The sequence below is a fragment of the Scytonema hankhaensis NUACC26 genome (assembly GCF_045865695.1).
Taxonomy (GTDB): Bacteria; Cyanobacteriota; Cyanobacteriia; order Cyanobacteriales; family Nostocaceae; genus Scytonema.
Genome location: NZ_BAACAP010000252.1, coordinates 93,445 through 110,475 on the forward strand (window position 1 = coordinate 93,445; position 17,031 = coordinate 110,475).

Below are 17,031 nucleotides of genomic sequence, written 5' to 3' on the forward strand. Positions count from 1 at the left end.
TCCCTTGTCCTTTGTCCTTTGTCCTTTGTCGTTAGTCATTATTTGACCAATGACTAATGACCAATGACCAATGACTAATGACTAGTGATGACTAATGACTAATGATAAAGCTTTTAGCAAGCGCTGGTTATCTGAAAAAGAAAGCACGGCAATACGGAAATAACGATCGCCTAATTCAGGAAAACTTAGGCAATCCCGAATGAAAATTCGGTGTTCTTTGAGTAATTTTTGCTGCAACTCCAATACAGACAATTGTGACTCAACGAGTAAAAAATTAGCAGCACCATTCAAAGGTTTTAATTCTGGCAAAGAGGCTAAACCTTCAAAAAGCTGGTTTCTTGTTGGTGGTAACCATGCCCAAGTTTCAGCCTGAAACACCTTATCTTGGAGAGCCGCGACTGCGGCGGCGGATGCTAGGGTATTCACAGGCCAAGGGTCGCGCCATGACTGCCAGCGATGCAATCTGTCGGGATGCGCGATCGCATATCCTAGGCGCAATCCTGACAAACTGTAGAACTTGGTCAGCGATCGCAAAATCACTAAGTTTGGATATTCTTGCACCATAGCGATCGCGCTTTGTTCGAGATCTGGAGGCAAAAAATCCATAAAAGCTTCATCGACTACCACCAAAGCAAATTTCTCCAGATATGGCAAAATGGCTTCCCGCGAAAACAACTTTCCTGTTGGATTGTGAGGATTGTTGAGCAATAGTCCTTTGTTATTTGTCCTTTGTCCTTTGTCAAGAATTTCTGACAAAGGACTTAAGAACGCCACTGAATTCAACGGAGATGATTCCTGCAAAGCAGTGGCTGTTAGTGACACGGGACACTCCAGAACTTTGGCATCGTATGCCGCCAGCGCTCGATAGTAGTCGCCAAAGGCTGGAGCGATTAAAACTGTTGCTGCTAATTGAGCTAATTCTCTGCCTGCAAGAGAGAGTAACTCTGCCGAGCCGTTACCGGGCAAAATCCATTCTGGAGAGAGTTGATGAAAGTGACTGAGAGCAAGTCTCAGTTCACAGTAATTTGGATCTGGATAATACCTGAGATTATCCAATTGGGACTTAATGGCAGCGAGAGCGCTGTTTGGAGGTCCCAAAGGGCTAATGCTGGCAGAAAAATCCAAAATCGTATCTGGGGGACAACCAGCCAGTGCTGCAGCCCAAGCTAAATTTCCCCCATGTTTAGGTCGCTGCATCAAAAAAGGTTCGCGCTTCAGATAACTTATGATTTTGGGGGCGCAACTTTTTCCCTAAACAGTTTTCCAGCTGAAAATGCAGGAACCTTCGTTGCAGGAATTTCCATTTTTTCGTTGGTTTTAGGGTTGCGACCTTCACGAGCTTTACGTTCCCGTGATTCAAAAGAGCCAAAACCCACCAATGTCACTTTATCCCCAGAGGATACAGCTTCAATAATGGTTTCCAATGCAGCCGTAAGAACTGCATCAGCTTGTTTTTTGGTCACGCTAGCTTTTTCTGCTACTGCATCAACTAATTCGCCTTTGTTCATGTCAAACTCCTTAAGGTTTACTTGAGATTGCGTACAGATGCTTCCTGATGCATCTCTACTTAATTCTTTATTCGGAGATTTACAGAAGTCGTTCTTTTTGGGTACTTATGCTTAAAAAAGCTGTAACTCCCATCTGCTCGACTTTTCAATGAATCATTCTAAAGTGTCCTAGCCAGAAGTGGATAGATGAAACCATTAATTTATATAGATTTCAGGATTTTTTGTATAAATTGAGTAATTGTGACCCCAAAAACACCCCTAAAGTAGGAATAAGTACTTAGTAAATACTCTTATTCTTCCTATAACTAGGGGAGATTATTCACAATTCGCAATCTCCAATGACCACCTGACCAGTGACCAGTGACCAGTGACCAGTGACCAGTGACCAGTGACCAACTAATGACCAATCCCCAATCGCTAACCCCCAATCTCCAATCCCCAATCGCAAAACAACATTTAGTTATATTTACTCGTTATCCCGAAGCAGGCAAGACAAAAACTCGATTGATAAGCGCTTTAGGTTCAGAGGGCGCGGCTGAGCTTCAGCGCCAAATGACAGAACACACAATATTTCAGGTAAAACAGCTGCAAAGAAAGTTTAGTTTATCTTTTGAAGTACGGTTTGCAGGTGGAAATTTGCAGCTTGTACGTGATTGGCTTGGGTCTGACATAATTTGCCAGCCTCAAGGAGAGGGGGACTTGGGAGTGCGCTTGGTGCGATCGCTGTTGTATGCTTTTGAATCAGGAGCAGAAAGAGTGATTATCATTGGGACTGATTGTCCCGATCTCAATGGGGAAATTCTTGTCAAAGCCTTTGAGCTACTTTATCATAACGACCTCGTACTAGGTCCAGCAGAAGATGGTGGTTATTATCTGATTGGTTTACAACACCCCCTGCCAGACTTATTTACTAATATCACCTGGGGAACTTCTCAGGTCTTACAACAAACTATAAAGATTGCCCAGCGATTGAATTTATCAGTCGGTTATTTACCTGTTCTATGCGATATCGATCGCCCTGAAGATTTACCTTTGTGGGAAAAATTTATTTCTTCCCCCTAAAGGAGTATTTACTGTTGTCACAGACGGTGTAAGTGTTGACAAGGGATTGGGGCTTAGGGACTGGGGAGTAGGGGAGCAGAGGTGATGACTAATCCCCAATCGCCACTCTCCAATTCAAAAAATAATCTCCGAATCATAAACTCTGGGTAGCATCATGGGAACAATATTCCAGTACCTTGGAATGGAACAAGACTTTTACTGTTGTATGCGAGACAAAAAACTATGAATACTCATTTAGCTGCTGTCACAGCTGCCCGCACGGCTAAGGTCGTGGGACTCATTCTAATAGTGTCTTTCTTTGTGGACTTTCTGATTCTGTTATTTCCCTTCCAACCAACTAATAAGGCGTGGCAAATTGATTTGGCAACAGCGCTGGTTGACCGAGGAATTGTGCCACTTGTAGGTTTAGGTTTCCTTTTTGCTGGATACTGGATTGACAGTATGGATGATGGAAGTCGTCCCGGTATTGACTTGAGATTTCCAGCATTTATACTGTCGAGCATTTTGGGCTTGATGTTTTTGCTGATTTTTCCCCTGCACCTCAATAATGTTCGTCAAGCAAGTGCCACTAGAGTGGATCAAATCAGTAAGGATGCTGAAGCTGCTGAGAATCAATTAAAAAACCAGCTCAATCAAGTACAAGCTCAGTTGAGTAACGATAAAGTTAGAGCAGCTGTAGAACAACAAAAATCCCAAATCAAAAATCAGTTTACCGAACTGCTGAAAGACGACCAACGGTATAAACAAGCACTTGAGAACCCCAATATTCCTCAAGCTCAAAAAGATTTGCTCAAGAAGTTTAAGGCAAATCCCCAAGAACTTGATAAATTTATTGCTCAGCAAAGCGATCCTCAAGCTTTAGCAAATCAACAGTTGAGCACAATTCGGGAACGTAGGGAAGAAGCTGAGAAACAAGCCAGAGAACGGGCATGGAAATCAGGATTGCGAATTGGGATGAGCAGTTTGCTGTTGTCCATTGGTTACATCATCATTGGTTGGACAGGAATAAGAAGTACCGGTGCTACACAAGGCGGTGGACGCAAGGTTCCTGCACGGTAATCCACTCTCCACAGGCAGTAGAATAAATCACTTCATCTTTGATGGTTCATACTGCCGACAATCAGTAACCAGTGACCAGTGACCAGTGACCAGTGACCAGTGATTAGTGACCAAGGACCAATGACCACCTGACCAATCCCCAACACTATTAAATTTGACAAAAAGTATATTTTGTCACAGATTAGTTATTATTACTAATGATTTGAGATGTTTTCAATTTACATATTGACTTATAACGAAGAATTGGATATCGCTGCTTGTATAGAATCGGCAATGCTGTCAGACGATATTATTGTTGTGGATTCATGCAGTAGCGATCGCACTGTAGAAATTGCCGCTCGATATCCGGTACGTGTTGTAGAACACGCTTTTGAAAGCCACGGTCAGCAACGAACTTGGATGCTAGAAAATATACCTCCCAAGCACGAATGGGTTTATATTCTTGAAGCAGACGAGCGCATGACACCAGAACTGTTTGCAGAATGCGATCGGGCAATTCAAAGTCAGGAGTACATTGGTTACTATGTTGCCGAGCGAGTCATGTTCATGAACCGTTGGATTCGGCGCAGTACCCAATACCCCCGTTATCAAATGCGTCTTTTCCGTCATGGCAAAGTTTGGTTTATAGACTACGGGCATACTGAACGCGAAGTGTGTGACGGTTCCACAAGCTTTTTAAAAGAAACCTATCCTCATTACACCTGTAGTAAGGGTTTCAGCCGTTGGATAGAAAAACACAATCGCTATTCCACTGATGAAGCCAAAGAAACCGTTCAGCAACTTGAAGGTGGGGAAGTTCATTGGCAAAACTTATTTTTTGGCAAGACGGAAGTTGAAAGACGTCGTGCTCTCAAAGATTTATCTTTACGCTTACCTGCTAGACCTTTAATTCGTTTCGTTTATATGTATTTTGTTCTAGGTGGCTGCTTGGATGGGTATCCGGGTTTTACCTGGTGTGTTTTGCAAACTTTCTACGAGTATTTAATTTTACTGAAAGTTTGGGAAATCAGGAATATGCCCATACCTACTGAATATGCAAAAACACCTGAAACTCAAGTAACTGAATTGGTCTCGAATCCTGCTGATTGAAGGCAGGAAACAAAAGCAAGTCCTAGTGAAAAAATTTCATCCTAATCGTGAAGTAGGGTGGGCAATGCCCACCGTTCGCTCTATCAAGCTTGCTAATGCTCGCTCGACGCCTGAGAAAAAATATTATAATAAGTTTATAGAGCTTAATAAAATTCCCATTAATTTTCCAGCTACCCAATCTTACCGTACTTAAAATGAATCCTTAAGAATAGCGGATTTAACTAGAGTTGAGCAGTATTGTTAGGATAATTAGCAGCTTTTTATCTGGCACGGTACTATTAGTAATACGTTAAAAGACTTGAATAATCATTTACAAGTCTTAAAGTTAAGCCATCGGTCAGCCGTTAGCAGTCAGCAAAAAGCTGAAAGTAGGAGTTTGACACCTAAAAGATAGTAGCTCAATGGCTAATAATATGAGTACCAATAAAAAAAATTCCACGAACCTAAAAAAGGAGAATGGGGGTTTGGCAATCAATCGCTGGAAACAGGACCTCAAAAATGACCTGATTGCAGGTTTGTTAGTCGTTATTCCCCTAGCTACCACAATCTGGCTAACATTCACTGTTGCCAGTTGGGTTGTTAACTTTTTAACCCAAATTCCCAAGCAACTGAATCCGTTTCAGGGGATGCACCCTATCTTAGTCAATATACTGAATCTTTTAGTAGGGCTAATGGTGCCGCTACTGAGTATTCTTTTGATTGGTTTAATGGCTAGGAACATTGCAGGACAGTGGTTACTAGATGTGGGCGAGCGTCTCCTACAGGCAATTCCCTTAGCTGGACAAGTATACAAAACTCTCAAGCAACTCTTAGAAACACTATTAAAAGATACAAATGGCAAATTTCGCCGTGTTGTTTTAGTAGAATATCCAAGACGGGGAATATGGGCGATCGCTTTTGTAACAGGCAATATAAGCAATGAGATACAATCTCAAATGCCTAATTCAATGTTAAGCCTTTTTATCCCGACAACCCCCAATCCCACAACGGGTTGGTATGCAGTTGTTCCGGAACAAGAGGTTGTTAACCTGTCAATGTCCATTGAAGATGCGTTTAAAATTATAGTCTCCGGTGGAATTGTTTCGCCAAATACACCCTTAGCCCCATTAGCGATCCCAAAAGAGCGCAAACTAGAAGTTCCTCCTATAGAGACAAAACGCCAAGTTATGCCTCTAGAAGAGGGTTAAAGTTGCTACTTACTACTTACTACTTGCTACTTGCTAATCTAGCCTTAGTTAGCACCATCAACTGTGTAGGGACGCAAAGCCTTGCGCCCCTACTAATTGCTAACTACCATGCACGGGCGTAAAGCTTGCGCCCCTACTAACTACTAATTACCATGTACGGGCGCTCTTAGCGCCGCGCCCCTAATAACACCTACCCACTACCCCTACCCCCTTCATTAATATGCAAGAGCGAAAACCCCGTCAAATTGCCCGCGAACTGGCACTTTTAAGCCTTAGCCAGTTACCAGTGAATCCTAAGAAATTAGAAAAGATGGAGCACGATCGCCTGGTTCCCAAATTAGTACTTGCTGCTGTACGCACGTTAAGATCTGAAGTACAGGATACCCTGGATAACGCTGCAGCAGAACTACAACGCAGTAACGATCGCTTGTTGAGCAGTCAAACTCGCACCAACGATGTGGAAACTGCTAGAACAATGGTGAAAGAAGCGATCGAATACACCCAAACAGCAATTAACAAGTTAGGTGCGGCGGTGGAGTTTCCAGAACTAATTCAACTGGCAAATCAAGATCGAGAAGTTCGAGAATATGCTAGAGATATTATTCTTGCAGTCAATGAAAACCGCAACTCTATAGATGAAGAAATTTCTAGCGCCCTAGTTGATTGGCAAGTGACACGCCTTGCTCACATAGATCGCGATATTTTACGAATTGCTGTAGCAGAAATGAAGCATCTTGAAGTGCCTCAAAGCGTAGCAATTAATGAAGCTGTCGAGCTAGCTAAGCGGTACAGCGAAGAAGATAGCCATAGGTTTATCAATGGTGTTTTGCGACGAGTCATTGAGCAAAAAAAGGCAGCAAGTACTCCTTAGTCATTAGTCATTAGTCATTTGTCATTGGTCATTGGTCAATGACAAAAAAAATTAAACTAAACATTAGAAACTAAAATTTTATAACACTGTTAGCTGTAATGGTTTTTAATTGGTTCCGCCGTCAATATAATGAGCCTTCTGGGACTCCCTCTGAAGATAAGCAGTCAGAAACACCTGCTGTACAAGAAACCCAACCAGAACAAGCCGTTACTTCAACGACAGAGAATGCAACTGACGTAGCTGTGGATTTGCTGGCTTATGCAAAAGCGGCTTATAAGAATATTCAGCAAAGACAGCAAGTAGAGGAACAATCTGAAACTTCATCTGAGGAAGCAATTACAGAAACTTCCCAACTACAAGAAGTTGTAGAGACACAACCTCAAGAAGAAACAAGCTTGGGAGACTTGGGAGACACGGAAGTTCTTCTGAGTCAACCTAGTCCTGGTGACCAAATCCAAGAAGAACTCAATGTAGCACCAGTAGATGAAGCTACGACTGAAGCACAAGAAGTGGAGAATTTAGAGTCTCCTTTGGAAATTAAAGGTGATGGGGAGTTGGCTGTAGACGAAGATGTAGCTATATCAACAGTTATCCCAAACGAGGAAACTCCACCTGTAGCACCAGCAACTCTGTCTTTTTTAGAAAGAGCAGCAGCAGAAAGGCAAGCTAAACAAGAACGACTGATCGAGAGTGCGATCGCAGAACCAGAGGTGGTACAACCAGCAGCAACAACAGTACCACAAGAACAAGAGGAAATTCCAGAGTTTGCCTTCGATGAAGGATTCTTGTGGTCTACACAAGTGCTGGCTGCACAAGGTAGACGAACCGAAGACATTTCTATTGAAGAAATTACTTGGCTCAAAAAACTACGCCAAGGTTTAGATAAAACTCGCCGTAACATACTCAACCAACTGAAAGCTATTGTTGGTCAAGGACCTCTCAACCAAGCAGCTGTTACGGAAATAGAATCCTTGCTTTTGCAAGCTGATGTGGGTGTGGAAGCAACCGACCATATCATTAACACTTTACAAAAAAGGCTTCGCCAAGAAGCATTACCCCCAGAAGAAGGTATTGCATATCTCAAGTCCATCCTTCGGGATATGCTAGATGCACCAATACAGAAATCTGGAAAACTTTCCTTTGCACCAGAAAAGGAAACCCTAAACATTTGGTTAATGACGGGAGTAAATGGAGTTGGTAAAACCACTACCATTGGTAAAATTGCTCACCTAGCCAATAAATCTGGTTATAAATGCTTGATTGGTGCTGCTGACACCTTCCGGGCGGCAGCAGTAGAACAAGTGAAAATTTGGGGTCAAAGAAGTGGCGTTGAAGTCATTGCAAATCCTGCTAAAAATGCCGATCCGGCTGCTGTTGTGTTTGACGCAATTTCTGCTGCACTAGCACGAGAAACGGAATTACTTTTGGTAGACACCGCAGGGCGACTGCAAAATAAAAAGAATTTGATGGATGAACTCAGTAAAGTTCGCCGCATTATTGATAAAAAAGCTTCCAACGCCAAAGTAGAGTCTTTGCTAGTATTAGATGCAACTTTAGGTCAAAATGGGTTGCGACAAGCAGAAGTCTTCTCCCAAGCAGCACAGCTAAGTGGTGTTGTTTTAACAAAGCTTGATGGCACTGCCAAAGGCGGAGTCGCCCTTGCTGTCGTGCAGCAACTAGGCTTACCTATCCGTTTTATTGGCGCAGGTGAAGGTGTTGAAGATTTACGACCTTTTTCTAGCTACGAGTTTGTGGAAGCACTTTTGAGTGGTTAGTTGTTAGTGGTTAGTTATTAGTAGGGTGGGCAATGCTTATCCTACTTTCCCAATCCCTAATCCCTAATCCCCAATCCCTAATATCTGTAGTTCCTGACAAAGCCGAGCGCAAAATATTCTCTAATGGTAGTTTAAATGTTGTTACTCCCTGGGCATGCTCTTATGATTTCCTAAATATGTAGGGTGGGCAGTGCCCACCATTAGCCGTTGGTGGGCACTGCCCACCCTACGCTATATCGGTACTTTTAGAGCGGAAAGGGAGTAGTGCTATAGTAAATATTTCGAGACTTTGTACTTTTAATATTTCTATTGGGAGTTGACAAAATAAGAAATTTATGAAATACTGAAAAGCCTCTTAGCGCTTGTCAAAAAAGTGCTAATTTCAAAATTTGTTTTGTATGCAAAACACTTAGATTCTATATATATCTATTGACTGGGAGCGGAAAATATGTATAAAAATCGGATTCTTGCGTCTTTCTACTCTTGCTAAATTGACAATCTTGTCACAATATGATTTAGCAATGAAAAAACAGAAGTATTTATAACTAAATCTAAAATCTGCTTAATTAAAGTGAAATTATAGCTGTGCCTGTGCCTCAACCATCCTCTCAACCTACTGATAATAACGGGTCTAGTGCTAGTTCGAATGTGACTCCTGTAATAGCACTGAAAGAGCTTGTGGCACGGTTACATAGAGAACAAAATAAAATTCAAGACTTACTGAGTTCATTAGGATTTGCCCTCAGAAGTTTCAATAATCTCAACCAGTTTCTGGAACTGATTCCACTGATGGCGACAAGGGTAACAGATGCTGATGGAAGTGCGTTGTTTTTGTATAAACCCAACGGTCAAGTCAGATTAGAACAACTGCACTGGCAAGATAGCCGTCAGCGTAAAAACATCCGCAAAGCCTTAGAAACAGTTAGCAGTCAAATTACCTATGTGCCAAACTCCCAACCTTTGGCAACAAATACAGGTATGTTGGACGATCATATGCATCGTCATCTGGGACCGGATATACAAATCTTTGGTACGGCTATTCTGGTGAAACACACAGAACGAGGATGGCTTTATGTTTTAAGTCGCGATCCAGAATATGGTTGGACGGAAACCAGACAAAAGTTAGTTCGGTTAATTGCAGATCAAACTGCAGTGGCGATTGAAAACGATGAATTAGCTGTAGAACTGAGGAAAAAAGAACGTCTCGACCAAGAATTAGAAATTGGGGCGGAAATTCAAAGACGGCTTCTACCACGTCAATATCCTACCATTCCGGGTGTAGCCCTTGCAGCTCGTTGTAAACCCGCCAATCGTGTTGGTGGGGATTACTATGACTTTATTCCTACTAATCACCATCAAATTCAATACAATAACAATGGTCGTTCTGCCGAAATGAATGGTCGTTGGGGTTTGGTAATTGGGGATGTCATGGGCAAAGGCGTTCCCGCTGGATTGATTATGACAATGATGCGGGGAATGTTGCGGGGAGAGGTTTTACACAGCCATACTCCGGGTCAAATTTTGGAAAACCTGAATCGAGTTATGTATGTGGATTTGGAAAATTCCCATCGCTTTGTCACGATGTTTTACTCGGAGTATGACCCAACAACTAGGATTTTGTCATACACCAATGCAGCACATAACCCTCCTATGTGGTGGCACGCTAAGACAAAAACAGTGACGCGCCTTGATAGCTGTGGTATGTTAATTGGCTTGGATGCTAGCAGTCAATATGAAGATGCTCGCGCTCAGCTAGAACCGGGCGATACTATTCTTTACTATACAGATGGTCTGACTGATGCTGCATCTGCAAGTGGCGATCGCTTTGATGAAGAAAACCTGCTTGTTGCCTTTAACTACGCTTGTCGGATTTGTAATAATCCAGAAGAAATACTCGATTACTTATTCGATCGCGTGGAACAATTCATTGGCGAGGACAGGCAAAATACTGATGATATGACATTGGTTGTTTTGCAGGTGAGTAATCAGTGAACAGTGACCAGTAACCAGCGCTCAGTGAGCAGGAGAGTATACAGGAGCACGGTTTGTGTATACACAAATTTCTTCTTTTAGGTAGTGTATATAGAACTCTACAGTCCTTTCGTTATAGAAAATTTACATATATTTTAAATAAACTCATTCTTGGGATTAACTAGTTGTTTTGCACTCTAGACAGATAGTGATAACTGTAGAAGCAAATACTATGAAAAATGTAATTCAAATACTTAAGGAAAATTAACAATGGGACTTTATCCTACAGATGCGACTGAAAAGGCATACAACGGTAGCGATCGCAATGCTGTAAAATTCGGGTTTACGCCACAATCCGAGCTGTGGCAAGGACGATTGGCAATGATTGGTTTTCTAGCATACGTACTATGGGATCTTAGTGGTTTTAGTGTAGTGCGTGATGTACTCAATCTTATTCCTCAATAAACACACACTACTAGAGCACCAAATTAATTTTGACACACCAGTTTGGTCAGATCCCCGACTTCTATAAGGATACAGCTGGTCAATTGGAGATGACACCAATTATTCAGTACTGTCTCGTTCCCAATCTCTATTCATTACTGTCTCGTTCCCAGCCTCTATTCAGTACTGTCTCGTTCCCAGCCTCTATTCAGTACTGTCTCGTTCCCAGCCAGAGGCTGGGAATGCAGACTACGAGGCTCTCTCTGCCTCGCTTTACACCGAACAAGAGGCGCACTTTATTAAAGATGCCTTTACACCGAAAAGGAGGCTCCGCCTCCTAAAAGTCATTCCCAGGCGGAGCCACCGGATCGAGGGGGGATCTGGTAATTCCGCAAGCTCGATCTGGTCACGCTCAACACAGAACAGAATTAAGACTAAAGAGCGTTGCAGGGTATGTAATTATTAAAGTATCTTAATATTTCTATACAATAGAAATGCTGGTGTTGCTTAAAGTACAGCACCGAGCGCAATTCAGGCAGAATCTGATGTGCGATCGTTTGCTTTGCCATGATTTTTTGAATTTTTACCCAAGACGGAGTTAATAGAGTGATCCAACAATTAGAAAAACCACCCAGTTCTCAAATTCAAATAAAATTAAACGGTGAATCTACTACTGGGCTTTTTATTGCTATTACCATCATAGGTATATGGGTAGCCAGCTTAACTTATTTACTTTCAGTAGATATTTCTAAATTGAATTTTTTTACTATATTACTAGGCGTAATTTGGCAAACATTTCTCTATACGGGATTATTCATTACTGCTCACGATGCTATGCATGGAGTGGTGTTTCCTAAAAGTAGCAAAGTTAATCACTTTATTGGTTCATTTTCCTTGTTACTTTACGGTTGGTTATCCTACAAAAAATTAATTAAAAAACATTGGTTACACCACCATCACCCTGCAAGTGAATCAGATCCAGATTTCCACAACGGTAAGCAGAAAAACTTTTTTGCTTGGTATCTATATTTTATGAAGAACTACTGGAGTTGGTGGCAAATTATTGTATTAACAAGTGTTTATAACATATCTCATTACTTACTCCATATACCCAAAGAGAATTTAACTTATTTTTGGGCAATACCTGCAGTTTTGAGTTCCGTGCAGCTATTTTATTTTGGCACTTTCTTACCCCATCAAGAACCAGAAAATGGTTATTCTGAACCCCATCGCGCTCAAACAATCTCACTTCCTGTCTGGTTGTCATTTCTCACTTGCTATCATTTTGGATATCATAACGAACATCATGAATACCCTCATGCAGCATGGTGGCAATTGCCAAAAGTTTATAAACTAAGAACTGAGCCGTAATTATTTTTTTCAAGAATTACGAACTAGAGTATTTTGCCTGTGCTGAGCAATATTATTCTCTAATATTGAAGGGCGCAGGCAAAGATAGGCAAGAGGACCGAATAAAGGAACTAAAGCTACAGACCAAAATAGTAGAGGGTTATCCAATCTTCGCCTTGCCATATCATCACCAAGTATGGTGGGAAATAACAGACAAAACAAGCAAACTGCCAAACTCATACCGTGAATAAAGCGATCGCTTTGAAACTGCTCCCAAAAATCTGTCCAATTCCCGAAAATCAAAGCATATCCAAGGATAGGCAAAGTGCTCAAAGCGAGAATAATACCAAACAAGCGAGAATCTAAAAAATTCAAAAAAGAGTCCTTTCGTCCGGCGAATTCTTGATTAGGTTCTCGAAAAGCTAAATAAGGCAAAAGACCAAGAATACCCGCACCAACACCAGCCAAAGCAAAAGGCCAAAAAGGAATCCATTGCATTCTGCCATCAAAGAACAAAACCCCACTATAAATTAGTAGCAAAATTCCTACCAGAGCAAAGATTGAGAGTATAACTGGATTGATTGCTAACCAATTCAGAGTAAATATATTTTTCAGAAGAGTGAGGGTTTCCTCTAGATGTAGGGGTGGTGACAAAAATAAAATGTAGGCAATAAACCCAGCCCATAATGACCAAAGAGCTATTTTTCTATTCATGCTTTTTTCTAACTGCTAATTCCTAATTCCTGACCTCTAACCTCTGTATCCTTGTCTGGTAAAGACGGACGAATACATAAATATATTAAAGGACCAAACAAAGGTATAAATGATAACCAGAAAATCTGAGAATTATTCAGCCCCCGACGTGACATATCATCTTTAAGTAAAGCTGGAAATAACAGACAAAGCAGGCAAAAATCAAGACTCATGACATGGATAAAGCGACTGGTTTGCCACTGACGTATAAAATCTCCCCAATCACCAGTTCCAATACCGTAAGCAACTAGTAAAACAGTGGCAATAGTTAAAGCAAAGCCAGTTAAGCGAGAATCCAGTATTGCCAAAAAAAGATTCTTCTTACCGAGGTATTTTGGATTGGGTTGCCGTAGAGATAAATAAGGCAATAGAGCAAAAGCCCCAACACCAAAGGAAACTGTAGCAAATGGCCAAGCGGGAATTTTTTGCCCTCTACCATCAGCAAACATGAGAGCGCTGTAAATTAATGGCCAAACACCCATGATGTAAAAGAGTGATATTACCAAGGGATTAATTCCTTGCCATTTACCAACACAAAGATTTTTAATCAATTCAAATGTGTTGGGTTGAATTTCTGGTGCGAAGAAAGAAGCGTAAATAATAACGCTCAACCATAAAAGCCCAAAGGCAATTTTTCTCACCATATAAATAGCTTTTTGTTAGTGGTTAGTTGTTGGTGGTTAGTTGTTAAGGGACTTCCAAATAAAAAAAATATACAACTTTCTCTTGTGGTGCCCAGAGCAGCGCCGTGCGGAGAGCAGTGCGTTGCGGGGGTTCCAAGCGTTGAAGCAACTGCGGAGGGTTCCAAGCGTTGAGGCGACTGCGGAGTGTCTCACCCGCTATCAGTATGGAACGGGCGAGGACGCCCGTCCCACAAGATGGATAATTTATTTCTTGGAAATCCCTAATAGAAAAAACATTAACTACTGTACGGGCGCGGCGACCTTGCGCCCCTACTAACCATTAACCCTTTTAAGAATTAAACGAACTGAAAGCCTCTGAGAGGTAATCGGCGGTTGCTGATACAACTGCGATCGCACTTTCATAATCCAGGCGCGTCGGTCCCAGTACACCTACACTGCCCACAGGCACTAAACCTCGACGATATGTAGAGGAAATTAACGAGCAAGTACGGATAGGTTCCAAAGGATTTTCAGAACCAATACGAACAGTGACTCGTGGCTTACTCACGTCCTCAGCTTCTGGTTGTTCAAATATTAACTGCCAAAGTTGCTCTTGTTCTTCTTCCAGCAGGTGGATAAGAGTTTGCACTTGCTGTAATTCTGAGAATTCTGGTTGGCGTAAAACCTCAGCGATACCGCGAACCATGATTTGTGTTGCAGATGGTTTAACAGTACGACGGCTTAACTCTGCCAATGATTTTTTCAAAAAGTTACTGTAGCTTTGGAATTCTCGATCGAGTTCGCTCCAATCGAGATTAGCTAGTTCTACCAGACTGCGTCCCCGCAAATGGCTGTTTAAAAAGTTGGATACTATTTGTAACTTATGGTCGATGGCTTCAGCGTCAGGTTGTGAGTTTTCTGGTTCGGTAGGTAAGTCTAACATGACTGAATGTGTTTCATATGCATCTGTAACCACAATCAACATGACTCGTCCTGCTTCAACTTGCACCAGTTGTAAATGCCGAACAACAGCAGCACTAGTTTGTGGCATGGTAATTAAGGTAATGCAGCCACTTAAAGTCGCGAGGATTTGTGCTGCTCCATGTAAAATGGCTTCCCAACTCCACTCTTCCCATTTCAAATTTTGTTGGAGTACTACCTCTACCTCCTTACCTAAAGTTTCAGAAGGTGTAATCAGGCGATCGACATAAATGCGGTAGCCTGAATCGGAAGGTACTCTTCCTGCGGAGGTATGGGGTTGATATAAGAACCCCGATTTCTCCAATGCGCCCATGACATTACGAATAGTTGCCGAGCTCACGCCAAGGTTATACTCCTCAACAAGAGCTTTGGAACCCACTGGTTCCGCCGTAGCAATGTAATGACGTATGGTTGCCCAAAGTATGTGTTGTTGCCGATTGGTTAACTGAACTTGCATAAGGGGATGGTTTACTGAAGCAGAATTTTAAGTAAAATTTGAAAAAGTTAATGTAGACAACTCCTAAAAGAATTAATTTTGGTAAAGCAAAATATCAAAGTGTGTATTTCTTTTGAAATAAGTGGAGTTGAGTTCCAGTATAGCCCCAAATAAAGTGTTCTTTAACACAAAGTGAGCGAGATGAAAAAGTTGATGGTTGCTGGAGTTAGAAAACTTACATATACTATGTATCATTTCATAAGCTTCTAAAAGATGTTGTATTTTAAGTTACTAATTTTTACTTGAACTAGAGCAAAAAGGGGTTGAGCAAGTGAGAGACTTGCTCTGTATACTTTACAAGCTAAATCTATTGTGTTAAAGATAGTGAAAGTTAGTTAAACTTACTAGTGCAATAAGTTTGAAAATGCACTTTTATGTTAGAACTAATACTGAGGAATGGAAGGATCGACTAAATGAGAGTACGCATCAATTCCACCTGCTATATTCTTAACATTTGTAAACCCTTGAGCGATTAACCACTGACACATCTGGGCGGAACGGATACCGTGGTGACAGAGTACGAGAGTTTCCGCATGGGGATTCAACAGAGTTTGAATTTGTTCCCCCCAACTAGCAAATTGACTCAAAGGTAAATTGACAAAGCCATCTATGCTAGCGATCGCAACTTCTTGCGGTTCGCGTACATCTACAAGCTGAAGGTTTGGCTCTTGTAAAGACAAGTGTTGACTGAGTTCCTCAACGCTGACTTGGGTAAAAGATTCCTCGCGCATGTCTGCCTACCATGAAGTTTTGAAGTTTTATGATAATTGCCTCTATATTTATGTTGACAGAAAATTGTCTGTTTTGTCGTTACTTAGCAAGCTATTAGATACCCGACTTCTTTAAGAAGTCGGGTATCTAGAGGATCTATCTAAACCCAAGACTCCAAATTGAACTCTCGCACCTGTTGCATTCGTTCAAAATCGCTATCAGTTGAAACAACTGTTAATGAGTAGCGAATAGCAGTTGCCGCAATCCAAAGGTCATGCTCACTGATACCTATTTCTCCTAATTTAGTTGTTCTGCGTCTAATTTTTTGTTTTGGTCCAAATCGTCTAACTAGCTCTGTTTTGAATTCTGCGTAAACCGCAGCAATTTCTAAGTTGATTGGATAAACATTAATACGCTGGATAAAAACGTTCACTTTCAGAAGATTGGTAGTTCTTTCTTGGGAGTTTTGTGCCATGAACTTTAGTTCACCTGCCACAATTACGCTAGTTGATACTTGAACATTCTCCTTATCTTGCCAACGCTCAATTACTTCGCGACGTCCCTCAATAATAAAAGTACAATGATTTGTATCCAGTAAGTACACTCTTAAAACTCCAGTGGAGCACGGCTTTCATGAACTAATTGCAGGCATTCTTGAATATCATCACCTTCCCAAGTACCCGCCAATTCTAAGAGATCCCCAAGAGTAGAGCCACCTAACTTAGTATGAGAAACGTCAGTACCATTTTGAGTTTCGGTTGGAGGTATGTCCGAGGAATTAGTCTCAACGCTTTTCATTTCCTGATTTTGTTTATGTACTAAAAAATTTATCATCTCAGTCACGAAGGCTAAATTATCGGGAGATAATTTTTGAAGGGATTGTATAATTTGTTGCTGATTCCTAACAGTATTCATGATCGATAGAGAAAATACAAAGTTTGCTTCTGGGTTTAGATACTTTGAGCGTACTGTCCTATTCTTATTTTAGCTGTAAAGTTTACGTACATAAGGTATACTCTCTTCTCCCTTGATAGTTACCTATGAAGGCATTGCTCAACGCCACTCTTCTCAATACGGACATCTCAATGAGGGTAGCTTCCTTACACATATTCCTTTGCCTAGTGGAAGCGTCAACAGCATAGTACTTATGC

The 17,031-nt window shown here is 41.4% G+C and carries 17 protein-coding genes; 9 read left to right on the top strand and 8 right to left on the bottom strand.

Annotated features, from left to right (window positions below; translation table 11 throughout):
- Positions 1–81: 81 nt before the first annotated feature.
- Both cobD and hbs read right to left on the bottom strand, forming a co-directional pair.
- A complete protein-coding gene (gene cobD, locus ACKTT2_RS48875; protein ID WP_407900364.1) occupies positions 82–1,197 on the bottom strand; it encodes a threonine-phosphate decarboxylase CobD in 1,116 nt (371 codons plus the stop codon).
- A 26-nt stretch (positions 1,198–1,223) separates the two neighbouring features.
- Complete coding sequence (gene hbs, locus ACKTT2_RS48880; RefSeq protein WP_009457351.1) at positions 1,224–1,508, bottom strand: non-specific DNA-binding protein Hbs; 285 nt, start codon at positions 1,506–1,508, stop codon at positions 1,224–1,226.
- Between the two features lie 399 nt (positions 1,509–1,907).
- Here hbs and ACKTT2_RS48885 point away from each other — a divergent pair, with 399 nt between their 5' ends.
- From ACKTT2_RS48885 to crtW, 9 genes are all read left to right on the top strand, one after another.
- On the top strand, positions 1,908–2,570 hold the full coding sequence (locus ACKTT2_RS48885; RefSeq protein WP_407900451.1) for a TIGR04282 family arsenosugar biosynthesis glycosyltransferase: 663 nt from the start codon (positions 1,908–1,910) through the stop codon (positions 2,568–2,570).
- Between the two features lie 222 nt (positions 2,571–2,792).
- Positions 2,793–3,629: a hormogonium polysaccharide biosynthesis protein HpsJ gene (hpsJ-B, locus tag ACKTT2_RS48890; RefSeq protein WP_407900365.1), complete on the top strand. Its 837-nt coding sequence runs from the start codon at positions 2,793–2,795 to the stop codon at positions 3,627–3,629.
- A 207-nt stretch (positions 3,630–3,836) separates the two neighbouring features.
- Positions 3,837–4,718, top strand: coding sequence for a glycosyltransferase family 2 protein (locus tag ACKTT2_RS48895; RefSeq protein WP_407900366.1), 882 nt, complete (start codon positions 3,837–3,839; stop codon positions 4,716–4,718).
- 413 nt (positions 4,719–5,131) lie between these two features.
- A complete protein-coding gene (locus ACKTT2_RS48900) occupies positions 5,132–5,905 on the top strand; it encodes a DUF502 domain-containing protein (protein ID WP_407900367.1) in 774 nt (257 codons plus the stop codon).
- 220 nt (positions 5,906–6,125) lie between these two features.
- Entirely contained in the window at positions 6,126–6,776 is a 651-nt protein-coding gene (gene nusB / locus ACKTT2_RS48905; RefSeq protein ID WP_407900368.1) for a transcription antitermination factor NusB, read from the top strand.
- 98 nt (positions 6,777–6,874) lie between these two features.
- The gene (ftsY, locus tag ACKTT2_RS48910) at positions 6,875–8,551 is read left to right on the top strand and encodes a signal recognition particle-docking protein FtsY (RefSeq protein ID WP_407900369.1); all 1,677 of its coding nucleotides are present in this window, start codon (positions 6,875–6,877) and stop codon (positions 8,549–8,551) included.
- A 585-nt stretch (positions 8,552–9,136) separates the two neighbouring features.
- Complete coding sequence (locus ACKTT2_RS48915) at positions 9,137–10,543, top strand: GAF domain-containing SpoIIE family protein phosphatase (RefSeq protein ID WP_407900370.1); 1,407 nt, start codon at positions 9,137–9,139, stop codon at positions 10,541–10,543.
- A 249-nt stretch (positions 10,544–10,792) separates the two neighbouring features.
- The gene (locus ACKTT2_RS48920) at positions 10,793–10,987 is read left to right on the top strand and encodes a chlorophyll a/b-binding protein (protein ID WP_407900371.1); all 195 of its coding nucleotides are present in this window, start codon (positions 10,793–10,795) and stop codon (positions 10,985–10,987) included.
- Between the two features lie 588 nt (positions 10,988–11,575).
- Positions 11,576–12,337 (top strand): beta-carotene ketolase CrtW, encoded by a 762-nt coding sequence (crtW, locus tag ACKTT2_RS48925; RefSeq protein ID WP_407900452.1) that lies wholly within the window; start codon positions 11,576–11,578, stop codon positions 12,335–12,337.
- 9 nt (positions 12,338–12,346) lie between these two features.
- Here crtW and ACKTT2_RS48930 read toward each other — a convergent pair whose 3' ends face one another.
- The 6 genes from ACKTT2_RS48930 to ACKTT2_RS48955 all read right to left on the bottom strand — a co-directional run bounded on the left by ACKTT2_RS48930 (position 12,347) and on the right by ACKTT2_RS48955 (position 16,795).
- On the bottom strand, positions 12,347–13,030 hold the full coding sequence (locus ACKTT2_RS48930) for a hypothetical protein (RefSeq protein WP_407900372.1): 684 nt from the start codon (positions 13,028–13,030) through the stop codon (positions 12,347–12,349).
- Positions 13,031–13,038: 8 nt separating this feature from the next.
- Positions 13,039–13,713, bottom strand: a complete 675-nt coding sequence (locus tag ACKTT2_RS48935; RefSeq protein WP_407900373.1) for a DUF2834 domain-containing protein — start codon at positions 13,711–13,713, stop codon at positions 13,039–13,041.
- A gap of 328 nt (positions 13,714–14,041) precedes the next feature.
- Positions 14,042–15,130 carry a heat-inducible transcriptional repressor HrcA gene (hrcA, locus tag ACKTT2_RS48940; RefSeq protein WP_407900374.1) on the bottom strand — a complete coding sequence of 363 codons (1,089 nt, stop codon included), beginning with the start codon at positions 15,128–15,130 and terminating at the stop codon, positions 14,042–14,044.
- 422 nt (positions 15,131–15,552) lie between these two features.
- Entirely contained in the window at positions 15,553–15,900 is a 348-nt protein-coding gene (locus ACKTT2_RS48945; protein WP_407900375.1) for a rhodanese-like domain-containing protein, read from the bottom strand.
- A gap of 140 nt (positions 15,901–16,040) precedes the next feature.
- Positions 16,041–16,484 carry a type II toxin-antitoxin system VapC family toxin gene (locus tag ACKTT2_RS48950; protein ID WP_407900376.1) on the bottom strand — a complete coding sequence of 148 codons (444 nt, stop codon included), beginning with the start codon at positions 16,482–16,484 and terminating at the stop codon, positions 16,041–16,043.
- Between the two features lie 2 nt (positions 16,485–16,486).
- Positions 16,487–16,795, bottom strand: a complete 309-nt coding sequence (locus ACKTT2_RS48955; RefSeq protein ID WP_407900377.1) for a DUF2281 domain-containing protein — start codon at positions 16,793–16,795, stop codon at positions 16,487–16,489.
- Between the last annotated feature and the right edge of the window lie 236 nt (positions 16,796–17,031).

Excerpts from the sequence above, each read along its gene's own strand:
- cobD (WP_407900364.1), bottom strand. The coding sequence starts at position 1,197 with ATGCAGCGACCTAAACATGGGGGAAATTTAGCTTGGGCTGCAGCACTG.
- hbs (WP_009457351.1), bottom strand. The coding sequence starts at position 1,508 with ATGAACAAAGGCGAATTAGTTGATGCAGTAGCAGAAAAAGCTAGCGTG.
- ACKTT2_RS48885 (WP_407900451.1), top strand. The coding sequence starts at position 1,908 with ATGACCAATCCCCAATCGCTAACCCCCAATCTCCAATCCCCAATCGCA.
- hpsJ-B (WP_407900365.1), top strand. The coding sequence starts at position 2,793 with ATGAATACTCATTTAGCTGCTGTCACAGCTGCCCGCACGGCTAAGGTC.
- ACKTT2_RS48895 (WP_407900366.1), top strand. The coding sequence starts at position 3,837 with ATGTTTTCAATTTACATATTGACTTATAACGAAGAATTGGATATCGCT.
- ACKTT2_RS48900 (WP_407900367.1), top strand. The coding sequence starts at position 5,132 with ATGAGTACCAATAAAAAAAATTCCACGAACCTAAAAAAGGAGAATGGG.
- nusB (WP_407900368.1), top strand. The coding sequence starts at position 6,126 with ATGCAAGAGCGAAAACCCCGTCAAATTGCCCGCGAACTGGCACTTTTA.
- ftsY (WP_407900369.1), top strand. The coding sequence starts at position 6,875 with ATGGTTTTTAATTGGTTCCGCCGTCAATATAATGAGCCTTCTGGGACT.
- ACKTT2_RS48920 (WP_407900371.1), top strand. The coding sequence starts at position 10,793 with ATGGGACTTTATCCTACAGATGCGACTGAAAAGGCATACAACGGTAGC.
- ACKTT2_RS48930 (WP_407900372.1), bottom strand. The coding sequence starts at position 13,030 with ATGAATAGAAAAATAGCTCTTTGGTCATTATGGGCTGGGTTTATTGCC.
- ACKTT2_RS48935 (WP_407900373.1), bottom strand. The coding sequence starts at position 13,713 with ATGGTGAGAAAAATTGCCTTTGGGCTTTTATGGTTGAGCGTTATTATT.
- hrcA (WP_407900374.1), bottom strand. The coding sequence starts at position 15,130 with ATGCAAGTTCAGTTAACCAATCGGCAACAACACATACTTTGGGCAACC.
- ACKTT2_RS48945 (WP_407900375.1), bottom strand. The coding sequence starts at position 15,900 with ATGCGCGAGGAATCTTTTACCCAAGTCAGCGTTGAGGAACTCAGTCAA.
- ACKTT2_RS48955 (WP_407900377.1), bottom strand. The coding sequence starts at position 16,795 with ATGAATACTGTTAGGAATCAGCAACAAATTATACAATCCCTTCAAAAA.